The organism is Cupriavidus sp., assembly GCF_057315035.1.
In genome coordinates, this window is sequence record NZ_DBHKYV010000019.1 from 111,868 (window position 1) to 131,351 (window position 19,484).

At 64.1% G+C, this 19,484-nt stretch carries 19 protein-coding genes; 9 read left to right on the forward strand and 10 right to left on the reverse strand.

Translation table 11 applies throughout. The features are described 5' to 3' along the window. A complete protein-coding gene (locus tag ACO550_RS21990; RefSeq protein ID WP_485994955.1) occupies positions 1-609 on the forward strand; it encodes a glutathione S-transferase in 609 nt (202 codons plus the stop codon). 204 nt (positions 610-813) lie between these two features. Here the strand turns inward: ACO550_RS21990 and ACO550_RS21995 are convergent, their stop codons facing one another. Continuing rightward, positions 814-1,620: an IclR family transcriptional regulator domain-containing protein gene (locus ACO550_RS21995; protein ID WP_485994956.1), complete on the reverse strand. Its 807-nt coding sequence runs from the start codon at positions 1,618-1,620 to the stop codon at positions 814-816. Between the two features lie 142 nt (positions 1,621-1,762). Between ACO550_RS21995 and ACO550_RS22000 the strand changes: the two genes are divergently transcribed. After that, entirely contained in the window at positions 1,763-3,406 is a 1,644-nt protein-coding gene (locus ACO550_RS22000; protein ID WP_315598909.1) for an acyl CoA:acetate/3-ketoacid CoA transferase, read from the forward strand. Positions 3,407-3,509: 103 nt separating this feature from the next. Beyond that, a complete protein-coding gene (locus ACO550_RS22005) occupies positions 3,510-4,514 on the forward strand; it encodes a tripartite tricarboxylate transporter substrate-binding protein (protein WP_315598910.1) in 1,005 nt (334 codons plus the stop codon). A 28-nt stretch (positions 4,515-4,542) separates the two neighbouring features. Here ACO550_RS22005 and ACO550_RS22010 read toward each other — a convergent pair whose 3' ends face one another. Beyond that, entirely contained in the window at positions 4,543-6,150 is a 1,608-nt protein-coding gene (locus ACO550_RS22010; protein WP_485994957.1) for an alkaline phosphatase D family protein, read from the reverse strand. Between the two features lie 287 nt (positions 6,151-6,437). Here ACO550_RS22010 and ACO550_RS22015 point away from each other — a divergent pair, with 287 nt between their 5' ends. Continuing rightward, positions 6,438-7,937: a DEAD/DEAH box helicase gene (locus ACO550_RS22015; RefSeq protein WP_315598399.1), complete on the forward strand. Its 1,500-nt coding sequence runs from the start codon at positions 6,438-6,440 to the stop codon at positions 7,935-7,937. Between the two features lie 27 nt (positions 7,938-7,964). On the opposite strand, the gene gluQRS is transcribed toward ACO550_RS22015, so the two are convergent. After that, positions 7,965-8,855 carry a tRNA glutamyl-Q(34) synthetase GluQRS gene (gluQRS, locus tag ACO550_RS22020; protein ID WP_315598400.1) on the reverse strand — a complete coding sequence of 297 codons (891 nt, stop codon included), beginning with the start codon at positions 8,853-8,855 and terminating at the stop codon, positions 7,965-7,967. A gap of 59 nt (positions 8,856-8,914) precedes the next feature. Beyond that, a complete protein-coding gene (locus ACO550_RS22025; RefSeq protein ID WP_315598401.1) occupies positions 8,915-9,850 on the reverse strand; it encodes a LysR family transcriptional regulator in 936 nt (311 codons plus the stop codon). Between the two features lie 154 nt (positions 9,851-10,004). On the opposite strand from ACO550_RS22025, the gene ACO550_RS22030 reads away from it, so the two are divergent. Next, positions 10,005-10,706: a pirin family protein gene (locus ACO550_RS22030; RefSeq protein ID WP_315598402.1), complete on the forward strand. Its 702-nt coding sequence runs from the start codon at positions 10,005-10,007 to the stop codon at positions 10,704-10,706. 213 nt (positions 10,707-10,919) lie between these two features. Beyond that, positions 10,920-11,897, forward strand: a complete 978-nt coding sequence (locus tag ACO550_RS22035; protein ID WP_315598403.1) for a CobD/CbiB family protein — start codon at positions 10,920-10,922, stop codon at positions 11,895-11,897. An 82-nt stretch (positions 11,898-11,979) separates the two neighbouring features. Here ACO550_RS22035 and ACO550_RS22040 read toward each other — a convergent pair whose 3' ends face one another. The 4 genes from ACO550_RS22040 to ACO550_RS22055 form a co-directional block, all read right to left on the reverse strand. After that, positions 11,980-12,447 carry a YbaK/EbsC family protein gene (locus tag ACO550_RS22040; protein WP_315598404.1) on the reverse strand — a complete coding sequence of 156 codons (468 nt, stop codon included), beginning with the start codon at positions 12,445-12,447 and terminating at the stop codon, positions 11,980-11,982. Positions 12,448-12,563: 116 nt separating this feature from the next. Beyond that, on the reverse strand, positions 12,564-12,869 hold the full coding sequence (locus ACO550_RS22045) for a putative signal transducing protein (protein WP_315598405.1): 306 nt from the start codon (positions 12,867-12,869) through the stop codon (positions 12,564-12,566). Positions 12,870-12,902: 33 nt separating this feature from the next. Further along, positions 12,903-13,880 carry a ribosome small subunit-dependent GTPase A gene (gene rsgA, locus ACO550_RS22050; RefSeq protein WP_315598406.1) on the reverse strand — a complete coding sequence of 326 codons (978 nt, stop codon included), beginning with the start codon at positions 13,878-13,880 and terminating at the stop codon, positions 12,903-12,905. Further along, the gene (locus ACO550_RS22055; protein WP_315598407.1) at positions 13,877-15,127 is read right to left on the reverse strand and encodes a M48 family metalloprotease; all 1,251 of its coding nucleotides are present in this window, start codon (positions 15,125-15,127) and stop codon (positions 13,877-13,879) included. Before ACO550_RS22055 ends, rsgA begins: the two co-directional genes overlap by 4 nt. 151 nt (positions 15,128-15,278) lie before the next feature. On the opposite strand from ACO550_RS22055, the gene orn reads away from it, so the two are divergent. Both orn and ACO550_RS22065 read left to right on the forward strand, forming a co-directional pair. After that, positions 15,279-15,902: an oligoribonuclease gene (orn, locus tag ACO550_RS22060; RefSeq protein ID WP_315598408.1), complete on the forward strand. Its 624-nt coding sequence runs from the start codon at positions 15,279-15,281 to the stop codon at positions 15,900-15,902. After that, entirely contained in the window at positions 15,902-16,783 is an 882-nt protein-coding gene (locus tag ACO550_RS22065) for an AEC family transporter (RefSeq protein ID WP_315598409.1), read from the forward strand. The genes orn and ACO550_RS22065 overlap by 1 nt, the downstream gene beginning before the upstream one ends. 55 nt (positions 16,784-16,838) lie before the next feature. Here the strand turns inward: ACO550_RS22065 and mog are convergent, their stop codons facing one another. Both mog and yjgA read right to left on the reverse strand, forming a co-directional pair. Beyond that, positions 16,839-17,465: a molybdopterin adenylyltransferase gene (gene mog, locus ACO550_RS22070; RefSeq protein ID WP_315598410.1), complete on the reverse strand. Its 627-nt coding sequence runs from the start codon at positions 17,463-17,465 to the stop codon at positions 16,839-16,841. Continuing rightward, positions 17,462-18,067, reverse strand: coding sequence for a ribosome biogenesis factor YjgA (gene yjgA / locus ACO550_RS22075; protein WP_315598411.1), 606 nt, complete (start codon positions 18,065-18,067; stop codon positions 17,462-17,464). Before yjgA ends, mog begins: the two co-directional genes overlap by 4 nt. Positions 18,068-18,115: 48 nt before the next feature. Between yjgA and pmbA the strand changes: the two genes are divergently transcribed. Then, the gene (pmbA, locus tag ACO550_RS22080; RefSeq protein WP_315598412.1) at positions 18,116-19,483 is read left to right on the forward strand and encodes a metalloprotease PmbA; all 1,368 of its coding nucleotides are present in this window, start codon (positions 18,116-18,118) and stop codon (positions 19,481-19,483) included. Position 19,484: the final 1 nt, after the last annotated feature.

The window sequence follows — 19,484 nt, forward strand, 5'->3', positions numbered from 1 at the left end:
ATGAGACTGATCGGCATGCTCGATTCCCCCTACGTGCGCCGCGCGGCAATTTCGATGCGGCTGCTTGGCCTGTCGTTCTCGCATGAAGCGGTATCGGTGTTCCGCACCTTCGAGCAGTTTCGTGCGATCAACCCGGTGGTCAAGGCGCCCACGCTGGTTTGCGACAACGACGTGGTGCTGATGGATTCGACCTTGATCATCGACTACGCCGAAGCGCTGGCCGGGCGCAGCCTGATGCCGACCGATCTGGCAGCGCGCCAGCGGTCGCTGCGCATCATCGGACTGGCATTGGCCGCGTGCGAGAAGGCTGTGCAGAACGTGTATGAGCACAACCTGCGGCCGACCGAGAAGGTGCACCAGCCGTGGGTGGAGCGCGTCAATGGGCAGCGGGCCAGCGCGTTTGAGTTGCTGGAGCGGGAGGTGACGACGATGCCGTTACCCGCCAACGAGCAGGCGCTAGATCAGGCGGGCCTGACCGCGGCTGTGGTGTGGACATTTACTCAGGCACTGCTGCCCGGGCAGGTTGATCCCGCCAGGCATCCGGCACTGGCCGCGTTCACGCAGGCAGTCGAACAGTTTCCGTCGTTCGCCGCGTTGCCACACGAATAGTCGGCTCGACAGCACTGCTGGCGAAATTTGAGTCATCAACCTTGTGCGATACCCCACCAAGACCCCCACAATCGGGTGATGTGGGGGTACGCCGCTTCCCTCAAGATTGCCAGCGGGGTAACAGGATCCTTGCCCCGCTACCACTTCAGCCCCGCGACCTCCCCGGCCAGCGGGGCTTTTTCATGCGTTGGCTGCCGACGAAATTCAGCGCGCCTTCAGGATCAGTTCGATACGCTGCGCCGCCAACCGCAGCGGCGGCAGCAGGTGTTTTTCCAGATGTGCCTGGTCGCGGCTGCCCAGCACCATGCTCAGGCCCAGCCCTGCCACCACCTTGCCGGTCTGGTCATGCAGCGGCACCGAGATACCGGCGAACCCGTCGGCCAGTTCGCTGACCAGCGTGCAGTAGCCATCGGCACGCACCTGTGCGAGCTTGCGTGACAGTGCCGACCGGGAACTGATGGTGAACGGGGTGAGCTTGCGCAGTTCGGCATTGGCCAAGTATGCGGCCAGTGCGTCATCGTCGAGACCGGCCAGCAGCACGCGCCCGAGCGAATGCGCATAGGCGGGCATACGGCGGCCAATCGCCATGTCCACGCGCAGCAACTGACTGGGCTCCTCGCGCGCCACCAGCACTACCGCATCGCGATCGAGCATGCCGATCGAGCAGCTTTCACCAACTTCGGCGCACAGGGCCTGCAGATAGGGGCGCGCCAGCTGCGGCAGATTCATCGACGCAAAGTACGCATAGCCGAGATCCATCACCTTGGGGGTCAGCACGAAATTGCGGCCGCGCTGCGCCAGATAGCCGTTGTGCGCCAGCGTCAGCAGCAGGCGGCGTGCCGCGGCCCGGGTCACGTCGAGTTGCTCCGCTACCTCCTGCATGGTCAGCTGTTCGGCGCCGCTGGCGTACAGGCGCAGCAGGGCAAGGCCCTTGGTCAGCGAATCGAGCAGTTCTTCCTTCTTTGGGATTTCTGGGGCGTCGTCAGGTTGCAGGGTGTCGCTGCGCGGCATGTCGGATTGGAATAGTGGGAATCTGCGGGTCAGACCGGACTTGCATCTGGCTGCCCGATCCGTATGATAGGTGTTTCGCGAACATTTGTTCGCAAAACGTGGCTCGGTAGAAACCACGACAGAAAAGACTCAGGAGACGGCAATGAAGGTGATCACCACCGCGCAGGCGGCGGAACTCGTCCAGAGCGGCTGGACCGTGGGCAGCGCGGGCTTTGTCGGTGCGGGTCATGCAGAGGGCGTGACCGAGGCCTTGGAACAACGCTTCCTGCAGAGCGGATTGCCGCGCGACCTGACGCTGGTCTATTCGGCCGGGCAGGGCGATCGCGGTGCGCGTGGGGTGAATCACTTTGGCAATGCCGGCATGACGCGTGCCGTGGTCGGCGGGCACTGGCGTTCCGCCACGCGCCTGGCCACGCTGGCGATGCAAGAGGAATGCGAAGGCTTCAATCTGCCGCAGGGCGTGCTGACGCATCTGTATCGGGCGATTGCGGGTGGCAAGCCCGGCGTGCTGACGAAGATCGGCCTGCATACGTTTGTGGATCCGCGCACCGCACAGGACGCGCGCTATCACGGCGGCGCCGTCAACCAGCGTGCGCGCGATGCCATTGCCGCCGGCACCGCCAACTGGGTGGAAGCCGTCGATTTTCGTGGCGATGAGTATCTGTTCTATCCGAGCTTCCGCCTCGATTGCGCGCTGATTCGTTGCACGGCATCCGATACGCGCGGCAACCTGAGCACGCATCGCGAAGCGTTCCATCATGAATTGCTGGCCATGGCCCAGGCCGCGCACAACTCGGGTGGCATCGTGATTGCACAGGTGGAGTCGCTGGTCGACTATCACCAGAACCTGCAGGCGATTCATGTGCCCGGCATCCTGGTGGATTACGTGGTGGTCAGCGAGCAGCCAGCACATCACCAGATGACGTTTGCCGAAACGTACAACGAAGCCTATGTGCGGCCCTGGCGGGGCGAGGCCGCCGACGCCGCGGAGAAAGCGAAGGAAGCTGAAGCACTACCCGCGGCATCGGCACCGCTCGACGCCCGCACCATCGTGCAACGCCGTGCCGTGATGGAACTGGCTGCGCGCCAACCGCGCGTGGTGAACCTTGGCGTGGGCATGCCGGCTGCCGTTGGCGCGCTGGCGCACCAGGCCGGACTCGATGGCTTCACGCTGACCGTGGAAGCGGGCCCGATCGGCGGCACGCCGGCCGACGGCCTGAGCTTCGGCGCGTCGGCCTATCCCGAAGCGGTGGTGGACCAACCCGCGCAATTCGATTTCTACGAAGGTGGCGGTATCGACCTGGCCATCCTGGGTCTGGCCGAGCTCGACGGACACGGCAACGTCAATGTCAGCAAGTTTGGCGAAGGCGAGGGCGCGCTGATCGCCGGCGTGGGGGGCTTTATCAATATCACGCAAAGCGCGCGTGCCGTGGTGTTCATGGGCACGCTGACGGCGGGTGGACTCGAGGTCCGCACGGAAAACGATCAACTGAAGATCGTCAAGGAAGGTCGCGTCAAGAAGATCGTTCCTGAAGTCTCGCACCTGAGCTTTAACGGTCCGTATGTGGCATCGCTGGGCGTGCCCGTGCTCTACGTGACTGAACGCGCGGTGTTTGAGATGCGTGCCGAGGCAAACGGCGAGCCGCGCCTGACGCTGGTGGAGATTGCGCCCGGCGTGGACTTGCAGCGCGATGTGCTCGACCAATGCGCCACGCCCGTGGCTGTGGCCGAGGATCTGCGCCAGATGGATGCACGCCTGTTCCGCCAGGGTTTGATGAAGCTCTGAGCGCGCTATACAGCAACCACGCAACTACGCACAACGAATACAACAATCGAGAAGACACGGTTGGCCATATCCAACACGGCCGGTCGATATTGGAGGAAGCACTGTGCAGCATCGTCATCAACGTCATCAACGTCGTCTGGCGCTTTCCGCGCTGGCCCTGGCAGCGCTGCTGCCGTTCGCTTCGATTGCCGCGTTCGCGCAGCAGGGTTATCCGGACAAACCGCTTCGTCTGGTGGTGCCGTTCCCGGCGGGTGGACCCACCGATACGGCGGCGCGCATCATTGGCCAGAAGATGAGCGAGACGCTGAAGCAGCCGATCGTGATCGACAACCGTCCCGGTGCATCGGGCACCATCGGCACCGAGTCGGTGGCCAAGTCCGCGCCCGACGGCTACACGCTCGTGATGCTGGCTACGCCTACGCTGCTGGCGCCGCATCTGTTGCCACGCAAGGGCTATGACATCTTCAAGGACTTCACGCCGGTCGGAAATGCCTACGAACTGCCGATCGTGATGGTGGTGAACCCGCAAGCACTACCCGATGTCACCGACCTGCAGCAATACATCGCGCGCGCCAAGGCCAACCCGGGCAAGATGAACTACACCAGCGCCGGCAATGGCAGCTTTGGCCATCTGTCGACCGAACTGCTGAAGAACCTTGGTCGTTTCGACGTGCAGCACGTGCCGTACAAGGGCAGTGCGCCGGCGATCTCCGACCTGCTGGCAGGACAGGTGCCGATGATGTTCTCGGACATGATCGCCGCGCTGCCACATATCAAGGCGGGCAAGCTGCGTCCGATCGCGGTGGGGTCGAGCAAGCGCGTGACGTTTGCCCCCGAAGTTAAGACCGTTGCGGAGCAGGGCTTCCCGGGCTTCGATGCGTCGTCGTGGGGTGGTTTGCTGGTGCCGGCCGGCACGCCGAAGGACATCGTGGCGAAGTTGTCCGATGCACTCAAGGGCGCGCTGGCCGATCCGACCGTGCAGCAGAAGATGCTCGGTGCGGGCACGGTGGCGTCATACCTGCCATCCGACCAACTGGCCACGCGCATGCACAACGACTATGCGAAGTGGGGCAAGGTCATCAAGGACAACGGGATCAAGAGCGACTGATCCCGTTGTCAGCGGGCCGGTGTTGGCGTCAGGCCTGCGCCGGCAGGGTCTGCTGGAACTGCGACACACCGTTCAGGTCGCGCAGGTCCACGGTCATGGCCCGCGATGCGGGGTCGATATTGACCTCGCCAAAGAACTGGAAGCCCGCGAACGGCGACATGTTCTGCGCGGTGGGCGCCTTCTGGTAGACGATGCGCGGGCCGAACGTGTTGTCGAGCGGATTGGGCCCGAAGCTGCCCGCGTTGAGCGGGCCGGCCACGAATTCCCAGAACGGATCGAAGTCCTTGTACACCGCGCGCTCCGGCGCGTAGTGATGCGCGGCGCAGTAATGCACGTCAGCGGTCAGCCACACCACGTTCCGGAGCCCGGCCTGCTTGATACGCGTGAGCAGGCGTGACGTTTCCAGTTCGCGGCCCAGCGCCGGGCCGTCGCCATTGGCAATGGCTTCCCACTTCGCGCGGCCCTGCGCATCCTTGCCATCGGGTACGCCGAGGCCGATCGGCATGTCGGCGGCGATCACCTTCCAGGTGGCCTGCGACGCCGTGAGTTCGGCCATCAGCCAGTCCAGCTGCGCGTTGCCGAGGAACGCGGTTTCCGCGCTTTCGGTGGTCTCGCGGTTGTAGCCGTTCGGGCCGCGGAAGCTGCGCATGTCGAGCACGAACACATCGAGCAGCGGACCATAGGCAATCTTGCGATGTACGCGTTCGGCCAGGCCCAGGCGGTGCCAGCGCATCGGCGCGTTCTCGAGGAACGCACGGCTGCCACGCGCCACCAGCAGGCGCACATCCTTCTCCGTATAGCGGGCATCGGCGGACAGGTCTTTCGAGTCTGACCAGTTGTTGGTCACCTCGTGATCGTCCCACTGCCAGATCTGCGGGACCTGGCTCGCAAAGCGGCGCACGTTGGTGTCCATCATGTTGTAGCGATGACGGCCACGGAATTCCTTGAGCGTCTCGGCGACCTTGCTGACTTCCTCGGTGACAACATTGCGCCAGATGCGGCCGTCCTCGGCCTTCTGCTCGGCCGTGATCGGGCTGTCGGCGTAGATGGTGTCGCCGCTATGGATAAAGAAATCGGGGTTGCGCTGGCGCATCGCTTCGTAGATGCGCATGCCGCCCAGGTCGGGGTTGATGCCCCAGCCCTGGCCTACGGTGTCACCGGACCAGACAAAGCGGACCGGACGGTCGGTGGTCATTGCGCGGGTGCGGAAGCTGCCTTCCATCCACGCGCCCATGCCACGCCGCTGTGCGGCATTCTCGAAGGCCACGCGCACATGGTATTGCTGGCCCGGCAGCAGGCCGGTCAGCTGGGTGCGGGCGGTGAAATCGGTCTCGCTGCTGGCCAGCGGCCCCGAAATGCGCATCGCGTTGCGGAAATCGGCGGTGGTGGCGTACTCGATCACCATGCGCGACTGCTGGTCGGCACGCGCCCACACCACCAGTCCGTCGTCCGATGGATCGCCAAGCTGGATGCCGTCGGGAGCACCCGGACGTCCGGAGGTGACCACGGCCGGGGCAGCCAGTGCTGATGGACCCAGCACGGCCAAGCCGGCGCCGAGGCCCAGGAAGTGGCTCGAAGTGCGCAGGAAACGGCGGCGGGTCAGGTCGGAAGGCTGGACGGGCAGGGCGGTGGTCATGATAAGACGCTTCTGAGTGAGTCTTGGGTAGCTGTAAGCGGCATTTGGCCGGCGCGCTATGCTCGCGGGCTTGTGTGACATGCTGTTGACATATCTTTGACACCACAAGCGCTAATACTCTCAGGCAGCCCCGGTGTCCGCTTCCCGACTCTGGTGGTAGAATCCAAGTCTTTGATTTTCCGGGTAATTCGCCAACTCCCATCTTTCGGTGCGCGTGGCGGCCCGTAGACCTGTTCCAGACGCGTGTCCATTGCCTCGGCTTCGCGCCCTGCACCGACACTCCATTGATGACGATGACGACCACCCCAGACCAGACCCCAGCAGCAGAGCAGACGTTCGAAAGCTTCGGGCTGGATCCGCGCATCCTGCGCGCCTTGTCCGACCAGGGTTATACCAAGCCCACGCCGATCCAGGCACAGGCCATTCCCGTGGTGCTGCTGGGCAAGGATGTCATGGGCGCCGCACAGACCGGTACCGGCAAGACCGCGGGCTTCGCGCTGCCGATCATCCAGCGTCTGTTGCCGCTGGCCAATGGCAGTGCATCGCCGGCACGCCATCCGGTGCGCGCGCTGATGCTCACACCGACACGTGAACTGGCCGACCAGGTCTATGACAACGTGGCGCGCTACGCCCAGCACACCGACCTGCGCAGCACCGTGGTGTTCGGTGGTGTGGACATGAATCCGCAGACCGATGCGCTGCGCCGTGGCGTCGAAATCCTGGTTGCCACGCCGGGTCGCCTGCTGGACCACGTGCAGCAGAAATCGGTGAACCTTTCGCAGGTGCAGATGCTGGTGCTCGATGAAGCGGACCGCATGCTCGACATGGGCTTCCTGCCCGACCTGCAGCGCATCATCAATCTGCTGCCGGCGCAACGCCAGACGCTGCTGTTCTCGGCCACGTTCTCGCCCGAGATCAAGAAGCTCGCATCGAGCTACCTGAAGCAGCCGGTGACGATCGAAGTGGCGCGCAGCAACTCGACCAACGAGAACGTGCGCCAGATCGTGTATCCGGTGCAGGACGGCAACAAGCAGGCCGCCGTGGTGCACCTGCTCAAGCAGCGTGCTTCGGAGCAGCAGTCGAAGCAATGCATCGTGTTCGTCAACAGCAAGATCGGTTGCTCGCGTCTCGCGCGTCATCTGGAGCGTGAGGGCATCAACGCCGCGGCCATCCACGGCGACAAGACACAGACCGAACGCATGCAGACGCTCGACGGTTTCAAGAGCGGCACGATCGACGCTCTGGTAGCCACCGACGTGGCCGCGCGTGGCCTCGACATTCCGGCCATGCCGTGCGTGATCAACTTCGACCTGCCGTTCAGTGCTGAAGACTATGTGCACCGCATCGGACGTACCGGCCGCGCCGGCGCCAGTGGCGACGCGTTGTCGATCTACGTGCCGGGCAGCGATGACCGCCTGCTGGCCGATATTGAAAAGCTGATCAAGCGCTCGGTGCCGCGCGGCCAACTCGACGGATTCGATCCGACTGGCGAGCGTGCCCGCCAGGAAGAGAGCAACCGCCGCCGCGAGCGTGCCGATACGCGCCGCCCGCGCGAAAACGGTGAAGCCGAGGAAGCGGCGCCGCGCCGCCGCCGTACCGAGCCGAATGGCCGTCAGGCATTCCGTCCGTCGGACGATCCGTTCTTCTCGCGTCCGTACGAGCCTTCGGGCAACTACACGCCGGCCCCGAAGGCCGAAGACCAACTGGCTGCCGCGCTGGCACGTGGCCGCCAGGCACCGAAGCGTCCGGTTGCGGCGCTGCTCGGTGGGGCGCCGCGCAAGTCCTGATCACGGCTTGGTAGTCGTATGGTTGGTCTATGACTGGCGGCCTGGTGCCGCCAGTTTTTCTTTCCATTGATCGGTAGCCGCTGCCAGCCACGCGGTAACCGTCGCTTCCCCGTTCACGATGCCCAGATGCGCACCGGCTTGCCGCAGCGCATCGAGCGGCGCCGTGGTATCGAGCGCCTGCGCGCCACTCTGCTTGCTCAGTTTTTCGCCAAGCGCATTGACCACTACGGGCACGTGCAGATAGGCCGGTGTCGGTGCGCCCAGCAGATGCTGCAGATGGATCTGGCGCGGCGTGGAATCGAGCAGGTCGGCGCCGCGCACGATATGCGTGATGCCCTGTACCGCATCGTCGACTACTACGGCCAGCTGGTACGCCCATAGCCCGTCGGCACGCCGCAGCACGAAGTCTCCGAGTTCGGTTTCCAGGTCCTGGCACTGGCGGCCTTGCCAGCGATCGTCGAAGCAGATGGTTGCCGCGGGGCCATCGGGCACGCGCACACGCCAGGCGCGCGGCAGCTTGCCGTGCAGGCCGTTGCGGCAGGTGCCCGGGTAGCCGAGCGTCTGGTGACGCTCGCGCACGTGCACTAGCGAGTCGGCGATCTCCTTGCGTGAGCAGCCGCAGGGATACAGGTGGCCAGCCGCATCGAGCTGGCGCAATGCATCGGCGTACAGTGATTCGCGACGACTTTGCCAGACCGGCGGTTCGTCGGGATGCAGGCCCAGCGCATCCAGCGTGGCCAGGATGCCGGTATCGGCATCCCTGACGCAACGTGGATAGTCAATGTCTTCCACGCGTACGAGCCAGTCACCGCCATGGGCGCGCGCGTCGAGCCAACTGGCCAATGCGGTGACCAGCGAGCCAAGGTGCAGGGGACCCGTCGGGGAGGGGGCAAAGCGCCCCCGGTAGCGTTGCTGCATGGTGCGTGGATGGGATGCTTCGTGATCCGCGAGATTCGCGAGATCCGCGGTCGGCGGTCCTATTCGAACGATTCCGGCTGCGCCTGCGGCGACTGTTGCATCAGCGCCTGCGCCAGCCGTGGATCCTCGAGCTTGTTGGCCCACCATTGCACCGCCTTGCCGCGCGTGTTGGTACGCCAGGCCACCTTGAAATTGCCGGGCGCACGGACTTCCACCGTTTCGCGTACCTGCAGCACGCCGCTTTCGATATGCGGCTGCGCCATCGGCGCCGGCAGCCAGCCGCATCCCAGGCCGCGGATCTGGGCCTCGAGCTTGTCGCGCATTGTCGGCACTACCAGCACGTCCTGTCCGGCCAGCACGCCATGGGTGCGCGCGGGCAGGTTGCGCGAGGTATCGCCCACCGCGACGATGCGGTGCCTGGCGATCTGGATCGTGGTCAGCGGACCTTCCTCGGTAGCCAGCGGATGATGCGCGGCGACGGCAAAGACAAACGGGATCGAACCCAGCGGCCGGACCTGGAAACCCTGCGTGCTCGGGGTCTCGTATGCGCCGCCGATAATCAGGTCCGCGCGGTTGCTGACCAGAGCATCCCAGGTGCCGCCAAGCACTTCCTTCGAAAAGCGCAGGCGCGTGGCGGTGTTCTCGGCGTAGAAGTCCTGGATCACCGGCAGCAGCGCCCGGAAATTGACCAGATCGTCGACCGCCACATTGAGGTTGGCTTCCCAGCCCGTGGCCAGCCGTTTGACGCGTCGCGCAAGGTCGTCGGCCGCATGCAGCAGGTGGCGCCCCTCGTCCAGCAGCGCGCGGCCGGCCGGGGTCAGTTCGGCCCGGTGGCGCCGTCGGTCGAACAGCAGCACATCGAGGTCTTCCTCGAGTTTGCGGACCACATAGGTCAGTGCTGAAGGCACCTTGCCCATTTCATGGGCGGCGGCGGCAAAACTGCCTTTGCGCTCGATGGCGTCAAGGACTTCGAGGGATTCGAGTGACAGGGGCATATTCAGAATTTCTGAACAAGTGCTTCTAAAGTGGTGCCCGCCAATATACTCCCGCTCCCCTAAACTGCCTAGCATCGAAACGCCGATGAGCCCGGAACTGTTGGTGAAAGCCACGAAACGGGTTCAATGCCACGGCCTCAGGAGGGCCATCAAAATGATTGAAATCCGTAAGTCTGAAGAGCGCGGTTATGCAGACCATGGTTGGCTCAAGTCGTACCACACCTTTTCGTTTGGCGATTACTACGACCCGCGCCATATCCAGTTTGGCCCGCTGCGCGTGATCAATGAAGACCGCGTCGCGCCGGGCATGGGCTTTGGTACCCATGGTCACCGCGACATGGAGATCATCAGCTATGTGCTGGAAGGCGAACTGGCCCACAAGGACAGCATGGGCAACGGCAGCGTGATCCGTCCTGGCGACGTGCAACGCATGAGTGCCGGCACGGGTGTGCGTCACTCCGAGTACAACCATGCCGCGCATGACACCACGCATTTCCTGCAGATCTGGATCATGCCAAACCAGGAAGGCATCGAGCCCGGTTACGAGGAAAAGCGCTTCGAGGCCGCCGAGAAGCGCGGTCGCCTGCGCCTGGTGGGCAGCCCCGACGGTGCCGAGGGTTCGGTGGTGATTCACCAGGACGTGCGGCTGTTTGGTGGCCTGTTCGATGGCGACGAAGCGGCGACGCTGGCGCTGCAGCCGGGTCGCAAGGCCTATGTGCATGTGGCCCGCGGCCGGGTGACGGTGAACGGCCATGCGCTGGAAGCGGGCGATGCGGCCAGGTTCGATGGCGAGGATGCCGTGAGCCTTGAAAAGGGCGCCGGCGCCGAAGTGCTGGTCTTCGACCTGCCCGCCTGATCGTCACAGGCCCTGCAAGCGTACAAGCGAGCAGGGGGCATGCGCCAGTGCTGCCGAGCCAGAACACCCGCCTGAAAGCGGGTGTTCTGGCGCATCCGTAGTAACCAGTACTTACAGGTCTTTTCTTAACATTGCCTGCCGCTATGCTATCGTCTGGCTATCCGCCATGCGAACGCCGCGGCACATCGCCGCGTGCTGATAAATCGTCACGCGATGACCTTCGTTTCCATTCTCCTGGCGCTGATTGCCGAACAGTTCCGTGCCTTGGGGCGGAACAATCCTATTTTCGACATCGTGCGCGTGCTCGGTGAGCGAGCCGAACACGCCTTCGATACCGGGCGCCCGCGCGATGCCGCGCTGGCGTGGCTGACGGTCGTGCTGCCGCTTACGTTGGCGGCGGTGATCGTCCACTACCTGCTGGCGTCGGTCAGCGTCGCCCTGACGCTGTTCTGGAACGTGCTGCTGCTGTACCTCACCCTGGGGTTCCGTCAGTTCAGCCACTTCTTCACCGATATCCACGAGGCACTGAACCGCGACGACCTGCACACCGCGCGCACCTTGCTGCACGAGTGGACCGGGCTCGATACGCTGGAAATGCCGGTCAGCGAAATCGTGCGCCATACGCTGGAAGCGGCCATCGTGGCCGTGCATCGGCATGTGTTCGGCGTGTTCTTCTGGTTCCTGGTGCCGATTGGCCCGGGCGGGGTCGTGCTGTATCGCACGGCCGAATTCCTGAATCGCCAATGGAATACACCGTCCAACGAACGTAGCCCGGCCCTGGGACGGTTTGCCGCGAAGGCGTTCTATGTGCTCGACTGGGTGCCGGCGCGACTGACGGCAATCGGGTTTGCGATCGTCGGCAACTTCGAGGACGCGGTCTACGCGTGGCGTAACCATGCGCGCAAGTGGAATGACGCGGTCAACGGCATCCTGCTGGCCAGTGGCGGCGGGGCACTTGGCGTGCGGCTGGGCCAGCCGCTGGCCGAAGAGGATTCGAGCGTGATGCTGCGTACCAGCCTGGCTGGCGTGGACTACGCGCCGGGCATGGGCGATGCCGAACCGGTGCCGCCAGAGTACGGCGCGGACCCGGGCATTCGTACGCTGCAATCGGCGGTGGGACTGGTCTGGCGCGCCGTGATCCTGTGGATGCTGCTGCTGGCGATGATCTCGCTGGCACTGTGGGTGGGCTAAGACAGCCGGCAACACCGATGCCTCAACGAAAAAAGCACCACGGCCGTGGTGCTTTTTTCTTGGGGCTGAGGCATGCGGAGTGCTACATCACGCGGTGCGAAAAATGTCCGCGTCGGGCGTCGGCCATCAACTCGGCAAATTGCTCGACGCTCATATGCACCAGCTCCTGGTGATCGCCGGTTTCAAAGTAGACGTCGGCATGCGTCAACAGGCTGTCGTCGAGCCAGGTCTGCGTGCCGAACCCTGCCGGCGGAATCGCTTCCGGGTCGCAGTCCTTGAAGACCTCGCGCAACCCGGCGCCATGCGCCAGCGACAGCTTGCGGCCGGTCTGCTCGCGAATTTCAGACAGCTTCAGGTGGTGGGTCGACGGGATCACCGCGGTGAGGTATCCCTTGCTGTCTTCCAGCAACACGGTCCGGGCCATTCGATCACCGGGAACGTGGGTGACCTCGGTCGATGCCAGGCCGCCAGTGGCATGGGGGTGACGAACGATATCGAACCGGCTCTGTTTGCGGGCCAGGCAGTTCGCCAGCCGGGTAGCCATGCTCATGATTGCAACCTCCGACGCGGGGCATCGCGACAGTTGTCAGACGGGCTTTCAATATAGGCGATAGCCTTCGGGATCCTTGTTGCGCCGCAACGAGCGGGCCATGGTGTGCAACCTGGCTATTCGCGGCTTCCGCCACACTGCCAGCACGCGCCGAACTGCGCCTCGTGCCATTCGCCGCAAGCGTGGCACTGCCAGCGCGGACCGGGTGCGGGATTGGCCGCGGCATTGAGCGCGGCCCATGCCTCGGCTTCCGCGGCGTCATCGAGGATCCAGACTTGCGGAGCGCTTTCGTTGAGCGGAATATCGCCGGCCGCGCCAGCCAGCCAGGTGTTGCGTACCTCGGCATGGATGCCGGCGGCGCGCAGTACGTTCTCGCAATGCGCGGCGTGAACCAGCGAAGGCGTCCTCAGCAGCAGTTTCATATGCAATGCGGCAACGAGGCAGGTGCGCCTACGTTACCACGGCTTTTGCTGGCGTGACTCGTGCAACAACTGCGTATAGAGCTGATGGCGGCGCGGCGAGATCTCGCCGCCGTCGATCGCAGTCAGCACGCCGCAGCCGGGTTCATTGATGTGGTGACAGTTGTAGAACCGGCATTCGGTCAGGCGCGGACGGAACTCGGGGAAGGCACGTTCGAGCATGCCTTCGCTCAGGTGGTGCAGGCCAAATTCCTGGAAGCCCGGCGAATCGATCAGGTAGCCGGGACGGCCATCGACCACGGCCCAGGCCTCAGGCAGGTGATAGAGCCGCGTGAACGTGGTGGTGTGCTTGCCTGAGTCAAGCTTGGCCGAGATCTCGCGCGTCTGTGCTTCGACGCCCGGGATCAGCAGGTTCAGCAGCGATGACTTGCCCATGCCCGACTGCCCGATCAGGATGCTCGACAGACCGGCCGTGCGCGGCTGCAGTGCCGCCAGCGTTTCCTCCGGGCGGGCATGGACCGACAGTTCCAGCGTGTCATAGCCCAGGTCCTGGTAGAGCCGGAGCCGGCCGCGCGCCTCGTCGAGCCGCTCGGTCAGGTCGGTCTTGTTCAGGATCACCAGCGGACGAATTTCCAGCGCCTCTGCCGAGACCAGTGCCCGGCCCAGCAGATCCTCCGAAAAGCCCGGTTCCGTGGCCAGCACGATAATGACCTGGTCGATATTGGCCGCCAGCAGCTTGGACTTGAACTGGTCCGAACGATGGAGCAGGTTCTTGCGCGGATCGATGCCCGTGATCACGCCCTGGTCGGCCGAGGCCAGTTCGATGCGGACGTGGTCGCCCACCGCGGCATCGCTTTTCTTGCCGCGCGGGAACGCATGCAGGTGCGAGCCATCGGTGCGCTCCACCACGTAGTGGCGGCCGTGCGCGGCAACGATCAGTGCGGACTCGGAATCGGCTCCGTTACCCTTGCCGGCACCCTTTCCGGCGTTATGGTGGCGTGCGCTGCGGTTCATGCGTACGACAGCAGGCGGTCGATCCGCTGGGCAGCCGGCGGATGCGAATAGTAGAACGCGCTATAGATCGGATCGGGTGTCAGGGTCGACGCGTTGTCCTTGTACAGCTTCACCAGCGCCGACACCAGATGGCTCGCGTTGGTCTGGTGCGCGGCGAATTCGTCAGCTTCGAACTCATGCTTGCGCGACGACTGGCTGGCCAGCGGCCCCAGGATGAACGTGAACACCGGTAGCGCCAGGAAGAACAGCACCAGCGCCAACGCGTGATTGCTGCTGCCGAAGTTCGGCAGCACGCCCAGGCCCGTGAAGAACCATTCGCGCGTGGCCAGCCAGCCCAGCACGGCCAGGAAGACCAGCGACAGCGCGAACGTGACCGCGATCATCTTGGCCACATGGCGCCGCTTGAAGTGGCCCAGCTCATGCGCCAGGACTGCTTCGACTTCCTCGCCGTCCAGGCGCGACAGCAGCGTGTCGAAGAAGACGATGCGCTTGGCCGCGCCAAAGCCGGTGAAATAGGCGTTGCCGTGCGCGCTGCGCTTGCTGCCATCCATCACGAACAGGCCCTTGCTGGCAAAGCCGCACTTGCGCAGGAGCGCTTCGATGCGCTCGCGCAGGCTGTCGTCGGTCAGCGGCTCGAACTTGTTGAACAGCGGTGCGATAAAGGTCGGCACGATGATCTGCAGCAGCAGGCTGAAACCCACCCAGAGCAGCCAGGTGTAGAGCCACCAGTAGGTGCCGGCGCGGTCCATCAGCCACAGCACGGCCAGCAGCAGCGGCAGGCCCAGCACGCAGGCCACCACGGCCATCTTGGCCACGTCCGCCAGCCACAGGCCGAAGGTCATCTTGTTGAAGCCGAAGCGCTGCTCGATCACGAACTGGCCATAGAGCGAGAAGGGCAGGTCGAACAGGCCGCCGATCAGCGCCACGCTGGCAATCAGCGCCACGCCGTAAAGATAGCCGCCGCCGTCGAAGACATGGAGCCAGAACTGGTTCAGCGCATGCACGCCGCCCAGCATCGTGAAGCCGATCAGCACCGCGGCGCCGGTCAGTACCTCGAGCATCGACAGCCGGGTACGGGCCACGGTGTAGTCGGCCGCCTTCTGGTGGGCGGACAGCGTAATGGTGTCGGCAAAGCGTGCCGGCACTGCGTCGCGGTGGCGCACCACATGGCGAACCTGGCGCATGGCGAGCCAGAGTTTGGTCAGCACCATGACGACCAGGGCGGCAAGAAAGATCAGCGTGAACATCGGCAAGCCTTGTTGGCAATGGCCCCGCGCGGAAGGTGCGTGGCAGGCCATTTGGGGCAGATATGCGAGAATTATAAATTGTTCGCCCCCGACCACCCGCATCCAGGGCGATTCCCTTCCTCGAATTTCCAATATCAAGCCGTACCGCCAGATGACAAGCCCCGCCGCATCCTCCGTAAAAAGTGAAAACAACCTCGTCTGGCTGGACATGGAGATGACCGGCTTGCAGCCGGACACCGACCGGATCATCGAGGTGGCGATCGTGGTCACCGACTCCGAGCTGAACATCCTGGCCGAAGGCCCGGTGCTGGTGATCCACCAGCCTGATGCCGTGCTCGACGGGATGGACAACTGGAACAAGGGTACGCACGGCCGTTCGGGCCTGATCGACAAGGTCAAGGCATCCACGCTGACCGAGGCCCAGGCCGAGGCCGAACTGCTGGCGTTCCTGAAGCGCTGGGTGCCGGCCAGCAAGTCGCCGATGTGCGGCAATTCGATCTGCCAGGATCGCCGCTTCATGGCCCGCTACATGCCGAAGCTCGAAGCGTTCTTCCACTACCGCAACCTTGACGTATCCACGCTCAAGGAACTGTGCAAGCGCTGGGAACCGGCAATCCACAAGGGCTTCCACAAGCGCCAGCTGCATACCGCGCTGGCCGACATCCTGGAATCGGTGGAAGAACTGCGTTACTACCGCCAGCATTTCATCAAGACCCCGGCCGAGGCTGCTGCCTCGCTGCCCGCACCGGCTGCTCCCGACGCTCCTGCCGCGTAATGTTTACGCGCATCGTCTCGATCATCACCCCGGTCATCCTGATTATCCTGATCGGCTGGGTGTACGGACGCCGCGCGCATCCGGACATGACGGGCATCAATCGGGCGATGCTCGAAGTCATCGCGCCCTTGCTGGTGGTATCGGCGTTTATCAGCAAGGACTTTGTGCTGGCCGACCAGCTGGTGCTGCTGGCCTGTGCGGTGGCGGTGGTGATCGGCTCGGGCATCCTGGCGTGGATCGTGGCCAGGATGAGCGGCGCCAATCCGCGCACGTTCGTGCCGCCGATGATGTTCAACAACTGCGGCAACATGGGCCTGCCGCTATCGGTCTTCGCATTCGGGCAAGCGGGCCTGGCGCCCGCCGTGGCGCTGTTCGCGGCATCGAACCTGATGCATTTCACGATCGGCATGAAGATCGTGAACCGGCAGGCGTCGATGATGCAGATCGCACGCAACCCGATGGTCCTGGCCACCGTGGCCGGCGTGGCGCTGTCGCTCGCGCGGCCGGTGTTCTCGCTGCCGGAACCGGTCTATGAATCGATCAAGCTGCTTGGAGATTCCACCGTCCCGCTGATGCTGTTCGCGCTCGGCGTGCGCATGAAGGACGTGAGCCTGCGCAACTGGGGAATGGGAGTGCTGGGTGCCGCCGTATGCCCGCTGGCGGGCATTGCCGTGGCATTGCTGCTGGCATGGTGGGTGCCGATGAGCGATTTGCAGCGCGGCCTGCTGTTCGTGTTTGCGGCGCTGCCGCCCGCGGTACTCAACTTCCTGGTGGCTGATCACTACCGGCAGGAGCCAGACCAGGTGGCCTCGATCGTCCTGCTCGGCAATATCGCCGCCGTGGTGTTCGTACCGATCGGACTGTATTTGGGCTTGAAGTAGGTAAGGTCTGCTCCCCTCTCCCATTTCATGGGAGAGGGGAGCCCGTCTTCGGTGCTTAAACAACCGGCTTCTGGCGTACCGCGCTCTTCGGCCGGAACGCCTTCACCATCGTCTCATCGGTCTCGATATACGGCCCGCCAATCAGGTCGATGCAATACGGCACCGCGGCGAACACGCCCTGGACGATCGTTGCGCCTTGCGCATCGCGCAGTCCCTCCAGCGTCTCGCGAATCGCGCGCGGCTGGCCGGGCAGGTTGACGATCAGCGCTGCGCGGCTCGGCGTTTCGCGAATCACCGCTACCTGCCGCGACAGGATTGCCGTTGGCACGAAGTGCAGACTCACTTGGCGCATCTGTTCACCGAACCCTGGCATTTCCTTGGTGCCCACGGCCAGCGTGGCCTCGGGCGTGACATCGCGTCGCGCCGGACCTGTGCCGCCGGTAGTCAGCACCAGGTCGCAGCCCGCCACATCCACCAGTTCGATCAGCGTGCGCGAAATCAGCGCCTGCTCATCGGGTATCAGCCGCTCGACGGCCTGCCACGGCGAAGTCAGCGTCTTGCCGAACCAGTCGCGCAGGGCAGGGATGCCCTCATCCTGATAAGTGCCGGATGAGGCACGATCCGAGATCGATACAAAGCCGACCACGAGTTCGTCAGGGTGATTGCGGGCCACGGGTGTCATGCTTTGGGTTCCTCGGCAGGGGCGTCGTCGTCGGCATTGCTGGCATCCAGCGCGGCCTTGATGACCTGGAACAGCTCGCGGTAGTACTTCGGCGGCTTGCCCAGTTCCTTTTCCTTGCGCGCATTACGGATGATATTGCGTACGGTCTGCGCGTCCACGCCCGGGTGTTCGCCCAGGAATTTGGTCAGGGCGGCGTCATCGGCCAGCAAGAGGTCGCGCCAGCGTTCCATCAGGTGCATCTTGGCGGTTTCGGCCTTGCTGGTGCCCTTGAAGCCTTCCAGCGCGGCGCGGATGGCCTCGACTTCGTCGTCGTCCAGGCTACGCATGACCTTGCCGACAAACTGCATCTGGCGGCGTTTGCCTTCATGGCTGGTGATCTTGCGGGCGGCCAGGATCGCGTCGGATAGCGATTCGGGCATCGGTACACGGGCCAGGCGGTCCTTGGCCAGTGCCTCGAGTTCTACGCCCAGATCCTGCAGCGCGGTCATGTCGCGCTTGCGCTGGGACTTGCTCTTGGGCAGGTCGTCGTCGTCTTCCGGGGCAAAGGCGCCCGGGAAACGGCCGTTGGAGGTGTTACGGGTATTTCGCGTCATGGGCGGCATTTTATCTTGCTATGATTCCCGTTTGGACTTTTGATCACGCCCGCCGATATGAGCCAGACTGCCGAACAGACCGCGCATTTCACTTATACCCAGGATCAGCTCAAGGCCATGGCGGCCGATGTGCTGCGCGTGGCACGTGAACTTGGCGCGACCGATGCCGCCACCGAGATCTCCGAAGGCAGCGGCCTGTCGGTGACGGTGCGCAAGGGGCAGGTGGAGACCATCGAGCAGAATCGTGACAAGATCGTGGGCGTGACGGTCATGATCGGCCAGCGGCGCGGCAATGCCAGCACGTCGGATTTTTCTCCGGCCGCGCTGCGCGCCACGGCTGAAGCCGCCTACAACATCGCCCGCTTCACGGCGGAAGACGATTGCGCGGGCCTGGCCGAGGAAGACCTGCTGGAGCGCAATCCGCAGGATCTGGAACTGTTCCATCCCTGGAATATCGATGCGGAAGCGGCCATCGACATTGCCCGCCGCGCGGAAGCTGCGTCGTTCGCGGTATCGCCGAAGATCAGGAATAGCGACGGCGCCAGTGTGTCGGCCCAGCATTCGCAATTCGTGCTGGCCACCTCGCGCGGATTCGTGGGCGGCTATCCCTATTCGCGCCATTTCATTTCCAGCGCACCGATCGCCGGTTCCGGCGGCGGCATGCAGCGCGACGACTGGTATTCGTCGAAGCGCTCGCCGCAGGCACTGGCCGAACCCGAAGCCATTGGCCGTTATGCCGCCGAACGCGCGCTGGCTCGCCTGAACGCGCGCAAACTGTCCACGCGCAAATGCCCGGTGTTGTTCGAGGCGCCGCTGGCGGCAGGTCTGCTCGGCGCGTTTGTGCAGGCGGTATCGGGTGGCGCGCTCTATCGCAAGTCGACGTTCCTGTACGACACGCTGGGCAAGGCCGTGTTCGGCCCGCACATCCAGATTCACGAGCGGCCGCACGTGCCCGGTGCCATGGGCAGCGCGCCGTTCGACGAAGAAGGCGTACGCACGCACGCGCGCGATGTGGTGCGCGATGGCGTGGTGGAAGGCTATTTCCTGTCGACGTATTCGGCGCGCAAGCTTGGCATGCAGACCACCGGCAACGCGGGCGGCTCGCATAACCTGACGCTGACCAGTTCGCTGACGCAACCGGCCGACGATTTCGCCGGCATGCTCAAGAAGATGGGAACCGGCCTGTTGGTGACCGAACTGATGGGGCAGGGCGTGAACTACGTGACGGGCGACTATTCGCGCGGCGCGTCGGGCTACTGGGTCGAGAATGGCGTGATCCAGTATCCGGTCGAGGAAATCACGATCGCCGGCAATATGGTCGAGATGTTCAAGCAGATCGTAGGCATCGGTGCCGATGCGCTGGTGCGCGGCACCAAGGAAACCGGCTCGATCCTGATCGAACAGATGACGATCGCAGGGAATTAAG

Coding starts and splice junctions, on each gene's coding strand:
- ACO550_RS21990 (WP_485994955.1), top strand. CDS start 1: ATGAGACTGATCGGCATGCTCGATTCCCCCTACGTGCGCCGCGCGGCA.
- ACO550_RS21995 (WP_485994956.1), bottom strand. CDS start 1,620: ATGCCGCGCAGCGACACCCTGCAACCTGACGACGCCCCAGAAATCCCA.
- ACO550_RS22000 (WP_315598909.1), top strand. CDS start 1,763: ATGAAGGTGATCACCACCGCGCAGGCGGCGGAACTCGTCCAGAGCGGC.
- ACO550_RS22010 (WP_485994957.1), bottom strand. CDS start 6,150: ATGACCACCGCCCTGCCCGTCCAGCCTTCCGACCTGACCCGCCGCCGT.
- ACO550_RS22015 (WP_315598399.1), top strand. CDS start 6,438: ATGACGATGACGACCACCCCAGACCAGACCCCAGCAGCAGAGCAGACG.
- gluQRS (WP_315598400.1), bottom strand. CDS start 8,855: ATGCAGCAACGCTACCGGGGGCGCTTTGCCCCCTCCCCGACGGGTCCC.
- ACO550_RS22025 (WP_315598401.1), bottom strand. CDS start 9,850: ATGCCCCTGTCACTCGAATCCCTCGAAGTCCTTGACGCCATCGAGCGC.
- ACO550_RS22030 (WP_315598402.1), top strand. CDS start 10,005: ATGATTGAAATCCGTAAGTCTGAAGAGCGCGGTTATGCAGACCATGGT.
- ACO550_RS22035 (WP_315598403.1), top strand. CDS start 10,920: ATGACCTTCGTTTCCATTCTCCTGGCGCTGATTGCCGAACAGTTCCGT.
- ACO550_RS22040 (WP_315598404.1), bottom strand. CDS start 12,447: ATGAGCATGGCTACCCGGCTGGCGAACTGCCTGGCCCGCAAACAGAGC.
- ACO550_RS22045 (WP_315598405.1), bottom strand. CDS start 12,869: ATGAAACTGCTGCTGAGGACGCCTTCGCTGGTTCACGCCGCGCATTGC.
- rsgA (WP_315598406.1), bottom strand. CDS start 13,880: ATGAACCGCAGCGCACGCCACCATAACGCCGGAAAGGGTGCCGGCAAG.
- ACO550_RS22055 (WP_315598407.1), bottom strand. CDS start 15,127: ATGTTCACGCTGATCTTTCTTGCCGCCCTGGTCGTCATGGTGCTGACC.
- orn (WP_315598408.1), top strand. CDS start 15,279: ATGACAAGCCCCGCCGCATCCTCCGTAAAAAGTGAAAACAACCTCGTC.
- ACO550_RS22065 (WP_315598409.1), top strand. CDS start 15,902: ATGTTTACGCGCATCGTCTCGATCATCACCCCGGTCATCCTGATTATC.
- mog (WP_315598410.1), bottom strand. CDS start 17,465: ATGACACCCGTGGCCCGCAATCACCCTGACGAACTCGTGGTCGGCTTT.
- yjgA (WP_315598411.1), bottom strand. CDS start 18,067: ATGCCGCCCATGACGCGAAATACCCGTAACACCTCCAACGGCCGTTTC.
- pmbA (WP_315598412.1), top strand. CDS start 18,116: ATGAGCCAGACTGCCGAACAGACCGCGCATTTCACTTATACCCAGGAT.